This is a genomic window from Shewanella sp. BJSY2023SW001 (genome assembly GCF_047314685.1).
In the GTDB taxonomy this organism is placed as follows: domain Bacteria; phylum Pseudomonadota; class Gammaproteobacteria; order Enterobacterales; family Shewanellaceae; genus Shewanella; species Shewanella indica.
In genome coordinates this window covers 1-9,419 of sequence record NZ_JBKORF010000079.1, presented here as the reverse complement: position 1 = coordinate 9,419, position 9,419 = coordinate 1, and the positions used below count along the sequence as shown (strand labels likewise).

Below are 9,419 nucleotides of genomic sequence, written 5' to 3'. Positions count from 1 at the left end.
TGGTCTGATTGGTTAATATCAAAGCTGAATAGTTATCTGTTAACTGATAGCCAATCTCAATCTGAATTTCTATATGAGCATGGTATAAATTTTAAAGGCGAGGTAATACCTATACTGTCGAAGGGTTCATTATGCGGTGTAGATGTTCCATATTTTAGTCAAAGAGAAATTAAGGTGATCCGAAATAGGATTAGAAGGGAATGTCAGATTGACGGTAGTGACTTTGTGTTCTTGTATTTAGCTAGAAAAACTCGACAAAAGGGGGCCTTTGATGTTCTTAATGCTTTTAATGATATTAAAGATGGACATAACTTTAAGTTATTGTTTGTTGGGCCTGATGAGAGCTGCGGAGAAATAGAAAAGTTGATGATATCAAGTCCGCATTTGTTTGAATCAGTAGTTTCTGTTGATTCTGTTTCAAATTATCATGATTATATTCTAGCTTCCGATTTACTTTGTCTACCTAGTTATCGAGAAGGGTTCGGAACCATTGTCATCGAGGCTGCGGCATTAAACGTGCCTTGCATTGGATATGAAATCTCTGGTTTGGTCGACTCCGTAGAAAATAATGTTACAGGAATCCTAACTCCTACTGGAGATATTGGGAGTTACAAGAGAGCAATGCTTGATTTGTATAATGATGAAATGAAGTTAAAACGCTTGAGTGATAATGCGCGTATTAGAGTAAAGGATAGTTTTTCGGCAGAGGTGCTATCTTCTTGTTTAATAAGGCTTTACGCTGGCTTGTATGACAATGGTGGAAATTGACTTTAAATGAACATTTTAATTACTGGTAACACCGGATTTGTCGGTAAGGCTTTAATTGCAAGTATGCCAACAGAATCAATAGTGGCTGTTGGGCGTCAACGTGTTAAAGAGCAGAATAATACTTTTTATTATAAAAGCATATCATCTACTACGGATTACTCTGATTGTTTAATTGATGTCAAAACTGTAATTCACACTGCAGCTAAAGTTCATAATATGACGAGTATGGAGCCTGATGAGTATTATGAAGTTAATACAGATGGTACATTAAATCTAGCAAGGCAAGCCGCTAAGAGTGGAGTAAAAAGGTTCATATTTATCAGCTCAGTCAAAGTTAATGGTGAGTCTACATTGCAAGGAAAACCTTTTCTTTTTGATGATCCTCATAACCCATTTGATGCATATGGAATGTCAAAGTCCAAAGCAGAAATTGGTCTTTTTGATATCAGTAATGAAACTGGTATGGAGATCGTGATCATCAGACCTCCTTTGATTTATGGGCCTGATGTAAAGGGTAATTATGAAGCCTTACTAAAATTAACGCTTAGAGGAGTGCCTTTACCCTTCGGATGTTTGGAGTATAATCAGCGGAGTATGGTTTCGTTATCAAATTTGATTGATCTAATCATTACTTGCATTACTCATCCAAAAGCTGTGAATCAGGTATTTTTGGTTTCTGACGATCATGATGTATCTACAGCCTCAATGGTCAAACATATGTCACTGGCCCTTGGAAAATCGTGTAGATTACTACCTGTCCCTTTATGGTGCTATCGCTTAGTTGCTAAGGTAACAGGTAAAACTGATATAGTTGATAGACTTTTAGGCTCTCTTCAGGTTGATATCACACATACTAAGAATACACTGGGCTGGACACCACCACAATCGCTTGAAGAAGGTTTCAAAGAAACTGCAGAAGCTTTTCTCCTCAACAAAAATTAATAGAGTATTTACATGATTCGTCTAATTGATTTTTTTGCTGCCTTTTTTGGCTTGTTATTGCTTTGGCCTGTTTTACTTGTTGTCACAATTTTCGGCATGTTCGATACAGGTTCTCCAATCTTTGTTCAGACTCGTGTTGGTAAAAAACAGAAACCTTTTAAGTTGATCAAGTTTCGTACAATGCCAGTTGGAACTAAATCCGTCGCTAGTCACTTAGCGAATAATGCTTCAATTACAAAGCTGGGTAGCTTTCTACGTAAAACTAAGATTGATGAATTGCCTCAATTGATCAATGTTGTTAAAGGTGAAATGAGTTTGGTTGGACCACGTCCTAACTTGTTTAATCAAGAAGAGTTAATAAAAGAGCGAGATGCACAAGGTGTGTATGATGTTTTACCCGGTATAACAGGTTTAGCCCAAGTGCAAAACATCGATATGTCGACACCTAAGTTATTGGCTGAAACAGATAAAAAGATGATCGATACCTTAAATGTTAAAAATTATTTCAAGTATATATTGATGACAGTGACAGGTAGTGGTAGCGGTGATGCTGTAAAATAGTGCTCTCTAAAAATAGCACGCTCTATTGGAAGATACACTCTATTACCTTGTTTTAGCTACAATAACGCCGACCCAAGTCGTCTCATCTTGCTAGCAAAGCGCGACTTAGTGTCTCACGCGAGATTTTTTAGTTTGTTAAGCCAAGCTTGATAGCTCTTAGGTATCGTGTTTTCCAAGAGGGAGTTGTTCCTTACCACTTGGAGTGGGTATCCTTTCGGTACTAATTTACGTTACAAGTGCCGATGCTTACCCCTATGGCATGATTGATGTGATAATATGAGCACTTTGGCTACTGTTGTCGAGTCACATACTTTAAGATTGTAATATATTATGAACTTAAATTTTTTGGAGCGAAAAATGGATTTTTTGCAAAGCTTGTTTGGTTTGAAGCGCACGCATAAACGTGTGGTTAGTCTTATCATTGATGCTTTATTTCTCAGTTTCGCTTTTTGGTCAGCATTGCTAGTGCGCATCGATGACATTGCAGTTCTGGCCAATTCCCGTTACTGGCTGCTACTTTTTATGGTTGTCCCTTTGAGCTTAGTGGGTTTTGCGAAGCTAGGGTTATATCGAGCGGTATTGCGCTACATGGGACTGCAGGCTCTTACGGCCATTGGTTTCGGCGTGATGCTTTCAACCATTATGTTGGTCCTTTTTGCGTTTTATGTTGATGCACAATTGCCGCGAACTGTACCTGTGATTTATGCGGCATTTTCATTGGTATTTATTGGTGGCTCCAGGGCAATTGTTCGCTCTCTGGTGGGGGCGGGCATGAAGCGTGTCGGGGAACCTGTCATTATCTATGGCGCGGGTGTTAGTGGCAGACAGTTGTTAACTGCACTTTCTCAAAGCCATGAATATTACCCTTTTGCGTTTGTCGATGATGATGAAACATTGCACGGTACTGTGATTCAGGGAGTACATGTTCATTCACCTTCAATCATTCGGACGTTAATCAAGCAAAAAGCGGCCACTAAGATATTGCTGGCCATTCCCAGTGCACCTCGCTCTCGTCGTCAGGCGATTTTGGAGCAGTTAGAAACGCTGGCTGTACAGGTGCTTACTTTGCCTGCTATGGCTGATCTCGTCAGCGGTAATAAGCTTTATAGCGATATTAAAGAAGTTGAAATTGATGATTTGCTCGGGCGTGATTGTGTTGCGCCTAGGGCTGATCTGTTGGCGGCTAATATTCGTGACAAAGTTGTTATGGTTACGGGGGCTGGAGGTTCTATCGGTTCTGAGTTATGTAGACAGATCCTAAAGCAGTCGCCTAAAAAATTGGTGTTGTTTGAGTTGTCTGAGTTTGGCTTGTATTCCATCGAACGCGAACTTAAAGCCATAGCGAAAGAGTTATCTCTTGATGTACAGATCTATCCTATGATGGGGTCAGTACAGCGGGAGAATCGTGTTCAGGCGGTAATGGAAGCGTTTGAGGTTCAGACCGTATATCACGCAGCAGCCTACAAGCATGTACCACTTGTTGAGCACAACGTTGTAGAAGGTGTGCGTAACAACGTGTTCGGTACTTTGTATACTGCCCGTGCTGCTATTGCGGCTAACGTTGAAACATTTGTGCTGGTCAGTACTGATAAAGCTGTTAGGCCCACCAATGTGATGGGGACCACGAAGCGTATGGCTGAATTAGTCCTTCAAGCATTTGCGGATAAAGGAAGTGCTACCCGTTTTTGTATGGTTCGGTTTGGTAATGTTTTGGGCTCTTCCGGGTCCGTTGTGCCGCTATTCAGAAAACAGATAGCAAATGGTGGCCCTGTTACAGTAACTCATCCTGAAATTACCCGCTTTTTTATGACCATACCTGAAGCTTCTCAATTGGTTATTCAAGCCGGTGCTATGGGCAAAGGCGGGGACGTCTTTGTGTTAGATATGGGCAAGTCAGTCAAGATTGTTGATTTGGCCACTAAGATGATTCGTCTAAGTGGCTTTGAAGTCAAAGATGATAAGCATCCTGACGGTGATATTGCCATTGAGTTTTCGGGGCTACGACCAGGTGAGAAGCTCTATGAAGAGTTGCTGATTGGAGATGATGTGACCGGCACTGAGCATGAGCGGATTATGACGGCCAATGAAGTCTTTTTAAAATGGTCGGAACTCGAAGTGATCTTGGCACGTTTAGACAAAGCGTGCCATGAGTTCCAGCATGAAGAGATAAGAGACATTCTTCTTTCTACACCAACAGGCTTTAGTCCGACAGATGGTATTTGTGATTTAGTCTGGCTGCAGAAAAATCATGATAGTAAGAACAACGACATTAAGGACAAAAAAGTCATACCTCTGGTTTCTTGATTTATCTATCAGTCGATTAAAACTCCCCTTTATTTGGGGAGAGGGTGTTCGAAATACTGTTTCAGATCAATATTCATCCACTGATGTAGGTTTCGGTAGTCGATAGTTCAGATAGTTTTAAATAAAGAAGAGCGCCAAATTTGGCGCTCTTCTTTTATCGGGAAGATAGTCCTGTTTTTGGTGGGACTACCGGAGAGATTGATTTGGTAATCAACACTCGACGATATTAACCGCCAGGCCGCCTTTGGCGGTTTCCTTGTACTTGCTGCGCATATCTTTGCCGGTATCCATCATGGTCTTGATCACCTTATCCAGGGAAACCTTGTGATTACCATCGCCGCGCAGTGCCATGCGTGAGGCGTTGATTGCCTTGACGGCGCCCATGGCGTTTCGTTCGATACAGGGAACCTGCACCAGGCCGCCGACAGGATCGCAAGTCAATCCCAGATTGTGTTCCATACCGATTTCTGCCGCGTTTTCAACATGCTCGACCGTACCACCCATGATTTCGGTCAGTGCGGCGGCGGCCATAGAGCAAGCCACGCCGACTTCGCCCTGACAGCCAACCTCGGCTCCGGAAATGGAGGCGTTTTTCTTGTACAGAATCCCTATGGCTGCAGCCGTCAACAGAAAACGGCAACAGACATCTTCATCCACTTCCTGAACAAAGGTGTCGTAGTAGCAGAGCACGGCGGGGATGATACCGGCGGCGCCATTGGTGGGCGCCGTTACCACCCGATCGCCGGCAGCATTTTGCTCATTCACAGACAGGGCAAACAAGTCCACCCAATCCATGGCATTGAGGGGATCGATATTGTTGCGGCCTTCGGCCTTGAGGCGACGATGCAGTGCCGGAGCGCGGCGGCGCAGCTTAAGGCCACCGGGCAAAATGCCTTCTTTCTGATAGCCTTTTTCGACGCAGGCTTTCATGGTTTGCCAGATATGCCATAGTTTGGCTTTGACTTCACTCTCGGGGGCTATGCTGAGCTCATTGGCCATCATTAATGAAGAGATGCTCAGGCCATTTTCGCTGCACAGTTCCAACAGCTCGCTGGCGGTATTGAAATCGTAAGGCGCCTGGGCGATGGGAGTCGCCGGAGAAGCGTTACGCTGCTGAATTTCATCCTCATCGAGAATAAAACCGCCGCCGACCGAATAGTAAGTGCGTTGATACAAACACTCTCCGGCCTTGAGCGCGTAAAGTGTCATGGCGTTGGCGTGTGCCGGCAGTGTCTTGCGTCTGTGGTAGGTGATGCCATCTTCGCGGGTAAACTTAACCTTACGGCCATCGCTGAGTGTCAGTGTTTGGTTGTCGGCTACTTCTGCCAGAATCGCCTCTATGCTGTCGGTGTCGACGGTTTCCGGATCTTCCCCCATCAATCCCAGAATCACTGCCTTGCCGGTACCGTGGCCCTTGCCTGTTTGTCCAAGAGAGCCAAAAAGTTCTGCCTGCAGTTCGTCGACCTGTCCAAGTAAGTCATCTGCAGCCAGTTGTTCGATAAAGATTTTGCCCGCTTTCATCGGACCCACGGTATGGGAACTGGAGGGCCCTATACCTATCTTGAACATATCGAATACGCTAATCATTTGGTTAACCCTGTTGCTGTTTCGTTGTTATTTTAGTCATTGGGAGGCGCATTGCTCGCGCATGCGCAGGTTTCGGAGTAACCTTGACCCAAGTTACTCTGCCCATGGGCAAGTATCCCATACTTTTGGCCTGGAATATCATTAGTTATTCTTATTAAGCTAAGGTTGCATTAGCCTTGCTAACAAAGGGATTGATCCTGGTTGCGCTTTCCTTGCTGCCATACCTGTATCGGGGCTAACACCATTTCGTACCTTTTCAGTCGCTTTTATGCGCGGTACCCTGTTGGAGATGTTTATGAGTCACTTAATGCTGGATCTTGCCTCTGTCGAGTTGACCCAAGAGGAGGCCTCTGTCCTGCAACATCCGGCCGTTGGCGGCCTAATTCTTTTCAGCCGTAATTACCAAGACAGAGAGCAACTGATAGCCCTGATCCGCGCGGTTCGCAGTGTGCGTCCCGAACTGCTAATTGCCGTTGATCATGAAGGGGGCAGGGTACAGCGTTTTCGCGAGGGATTTACCCAAATCCCGGCCATGGGCGATATATTGCCGGCCGCCGCAGGTTCGCTTGAGCTGGCGTCAACCTGGGCCAAAGAGCTGGGCTTTTTGATGGCCGTTGAGCTCTTGGCCTGCGACATAGATTTAAGCTTTGCCCCTGTGCTCGATCTCAATGGTATCAGTCAGGTGATAGGCACTCGCAGTTTCGCCTCAAAGCCCGAGCAGGTCACCGCGCTGGCAACAGCCTTTATTGAAGGCATGACTGAGGCCGGTATGGCCGCAGTGGGTAAACATTTTCCCGGTCACGGCAGCGTCGAGGCCGACTCCCATATTGCCCAGCCGGTCGACTCGCGCAGCTATCAAGAGATTGCCGAGTGCGACATGCAGCCTTTTTCACAGCTGATCGCCAAAGAGAGGCTCCAAGGTATTATGCCGGCTCATGTGATTTACCCCGAAGTAGACCCTAACCCCGCCGGTTTTTCATCCTTTTGGCTCCAGCAGGAGCTGCGCGGCAAACTGGCCTTTAACGGGGTGATTTTCTCGGACGATCTCGGCATGAAAGGGGCGGCGATCGCCGGAGACTATCAGGCCAGGGCCAGAGCGGCACTGGATGCCGGTTGTAACATGGTATTGGTATGCAATGACCCTGAGGGCGCCAGAAGCCTTCTGGGGGACTTTTCTTGGCCCGAGAGCAATCCTTTTCCGGCTGCAACATTGAGGGCCGATTCTGCTAAGGTGATGCAAGCATTGCAGGATGAAGCGCGCTGGGAGCGAGCCCGCGAGCTGGCGGCAAGGATTTCATCCACAAAAAATTGATTTGGCACAATATAGGCGCAACCTAACTTGGTTAGTTTGAAACCTGTATAACCATGACTGGAATGAGACTTGAGGAAACAAAATGATTTTGTATTTTCACGGATTTGATGCCACCAGCCCGGGTAATCATGAAAAAGTCAGGCAGTTACAGTTTATTGATGATGATGTGCGTCTCATCAGCTACAGTACCCAGCATCCCAGACACGATATGCAGCATCTGCTGAATGAGGTCAGTAAGCAGCTTAAACTCACTGACGATCCCAAGCCATTGATCATAGGTGTGGGGCTGGGAGCTTATTGGGCCGAACGAATCGCTTTCCTGTCCGGGCTCAAGGCGGTATTGGTCAACCCCAATCTTTGGCCGGAGGAAAACATGCCCGGCAAGATAGACAGGCCGGAAGAGTACGCCGATATTGCCAGCAAGTGCGTGACCGATTTTCGCAGCAAGAACCGTAACCGCGCCCTGTGCCTGCTGTCGACCGAGGATGAGGTCTTGGACAGCACCCGCAGCCATGCCTTGCTAAGCCGCTATTATGAAGTGATTTGGGACAAACAGCAGAGTCATAAGTTTGCCTCGCTGGCGAGCCATTTGACTCAGATTAAAGCCTTCAAGCAGAATGAGGGTGTAGAGCGCGTCGGTTAAACAATCTTCTATGCGGTAAAGTGAGCCCTTTTTGTGATCAATAGAAGTGGTCCCCAACGGTTGGACACATAAGCTCATTTCTTAAGTGGTTGACCCAGCTCATGCTGCGTATCTTTGCCTACCGAAGTAGGCCTCATCAGGAGTGAGGTTATTGAGTCCTTGATGGTTACGCTCTTCATTATAAAACACCATGTAGTTGCCGATTTCAAGCTCGGCTTCACGGGGCGTGGTATAAGCCTTTAAGTAAACCTCCTCATATTTCAGGCTTCGCCATAATCGCTCAATGAAAACATTGTCAACCCAGCGGCCTTTCCCATCCATGCTTATACGTACGTTATGCTCAATTAACTTCTGTGTGAACTCTGTGCTGGTAAACTGGCTGCCTTGATCTGAGTTAAAGATATCAGGTGGCCCATAATGCTTCAGCGCTTCCTCAAGCGCTTCGATACAAAAACTCGTGTCCATGGTGTTGGATAGTCGCCAAGCCAGCACTTTGCGGCTATACCAGTCGATAATCGCAACGAGGTACAGGAACCCCTTCGCCATTGGGATATATGTGATATCAATCGCCCAAGCTTGGTTTGGGTAAGTGACTTCGATATCACGCAACAGGTAGGGATACACCTTGTGTGCTTTGTTCGCCAGCGTCGTTTTGGGCTTGGGGTAAATCGCCCCAATCCCCATATCGCGCATGAGTCGAACAACACGCTTACGATTAACGCTATGGCCATTTTTAGCCAGCTCAGTTCGAATGCGCCGACTGCCCATAAACGGATACTGCAGATGAATTTCGTCAATCATTCGTCGTAACGTGATCTCCTCAGCAGAGAGTCCGATGGGTTGATAGTAAGCGGTAGAGCGAGCAATATTGAGCAGCTCACATTGGCGCTTTATCGGCAATGGGGTGGATTTAACCAGCGAACTCTTTCGCTGGGCTCGGTCTAACGACCGAGCACTTTGGCCAAAAAATCATTTTCCATGGTCAATTGACCGATCTTGGCGTGAAGTTTGTCCACTTCTTCGGAACTCTCTTTTCCTGAGTGATTTTCGGTGGCAAAAATCATGGCTGCGTTTTCAAGCAGCTCCTTTTTCCATGTTGAGATCTGGTTAGCGTGCAGGTTATATTTCTGAGCTAGCTCAGCGACGGTTTTATCGCCTTTAGCGGCATCGAGAGCCACCTTAGCTTTAAACTCAGGAGAGTGGTTTCTACGTTTTCTAGTCATAATCTGTCCCTGTATTGTTGGGTACTATCAAAACAGATCGACCACTTAAAGTCATGTCCGAAAATTGGGGGCCACTTCT

At 46.0% G+C, this 9,419-nt stretch carries 8 protein-coding genes (1 of these 8 running past the window's edge); 6 read left to right on the top strand and 2 right to left on the bottom strand.

The window, feature by feature from the left end:
- The 4 genes from ACMHXH_RS17555 to ACMHXH_RS17540 form a co-directional block, all read left to right on the top strand.
- Positions 1-768 carry the 3' portion of a glycosyltransferase family 4 protein gene (locus ACMHXH_RS17555; RefSeq protein WP_413738400.1) on the top strand. 237 nt of this gene lie to the left of the window's left edge, so 768 of the gene's 1,005 nt are visible here — the last part of the coding sequence; its start codon lies beyond the left edge, outside the window; the stop codon is at positions 766-768.
- 6 nt (positions 769-774) lie between these two features.
- Entirely contained in the window at positions 775-1,710 is a 936-nt protein-coding gene (locus tag ACMHXH_RS17550; protein WP_413738398.1) for a UDP-glucose 4-epimerase family protein, read from the top strand.
- A 12-nt stretch (positions 1,711-1,722) separates the two neighbouring features.
- Complete coding sequence (locus ACMHXH_RS17545) at positions 1,723-2,271, top strand: sugar transferase (RefSeq protein WP_413738396.1); 549 nt, start codon at positions 1,723-1,725, stop codon at positions 2,269-2,271.
- A 357-nt stretch (positions 2,272-2,628) separates the two neighbouring features.
- A complete protein-coding gene (locus ACMHXH_RS17540) occupies positions 2,629-4,575 on the top strand; it encodes a polysaccharide biosynthesis protein (RefSeq protein ID WP_413738394.1) in 1,947 nt (648 codons plus the stop codon).
- Positions 4,576-4,785: 210 nt separating this feature from the next.
- Here ACMHXH_RS17540 and ACMHXH_RS17535 read toward each other — a convergent pair whose 3' ends face one another.
- Positions 4,786-6,162: an L-serine ammonia-lyase gene (locus tag ACMHXH_RS17535; protein ID WP_413738392.1), complete on the bottom strand. Its 1,377-nt coding sequence runs from the start codon at positions 6,160-6,162 to the stop codon at positions 4,786-4,788.
- 295 nt (positions 6,163-6,457) lie between these two features.
- Between ACMHXH_RS17535 and nagZ the strand changes: the two genes are divergently transcribed.
- A complete protein-coding gene (gene nagZ / locus ACMHXH_RS17530; RefSeq protein WP_413738390.1) occupies positions 6,458-7,474 on the top strand; it encodes a beta-N-acetylhexosaminidase in 1,017 nt (338 codons plus the stop codon).
- 82 nt (positions 7,475-7,556) lie between these two features.
- The gene (gene ycfP, locus ACMHXH_RS17525) at positions 7,557-8,117 is read left to right on the top strand and encodes an alpha/beta hydrolase YcfP (RefSeq protein WP_039035109.1); all 561 of its coding nucleotides are present in this window, start codon (positions 7,557-7,559) and stop codon (positions 8,115-8,117) included.
- A gap of 99 nt (positions 8,118-8,216) precedes the next feature.
- Here ycfP and ACMHXH_RS17520 read toward each other — a convergent pair.
- Positions 8,217-9,340 (bottom strand): IS3-like element ISVpa4 family transposase gene (locus tag ACMHXH_RS17520; RefSeq protein WP_114139936.1). Its coding sequence is split into 2 segments (ribosomal slippage): positions 8,217-9,088 and positions 9,088-9,340, totalling 1,125 coding nucleotides; the frame shifts between segments, so codons are not numbered across the junction.
- Positions 9,341-9,419 lie beyond the last annotated feature (79 nt).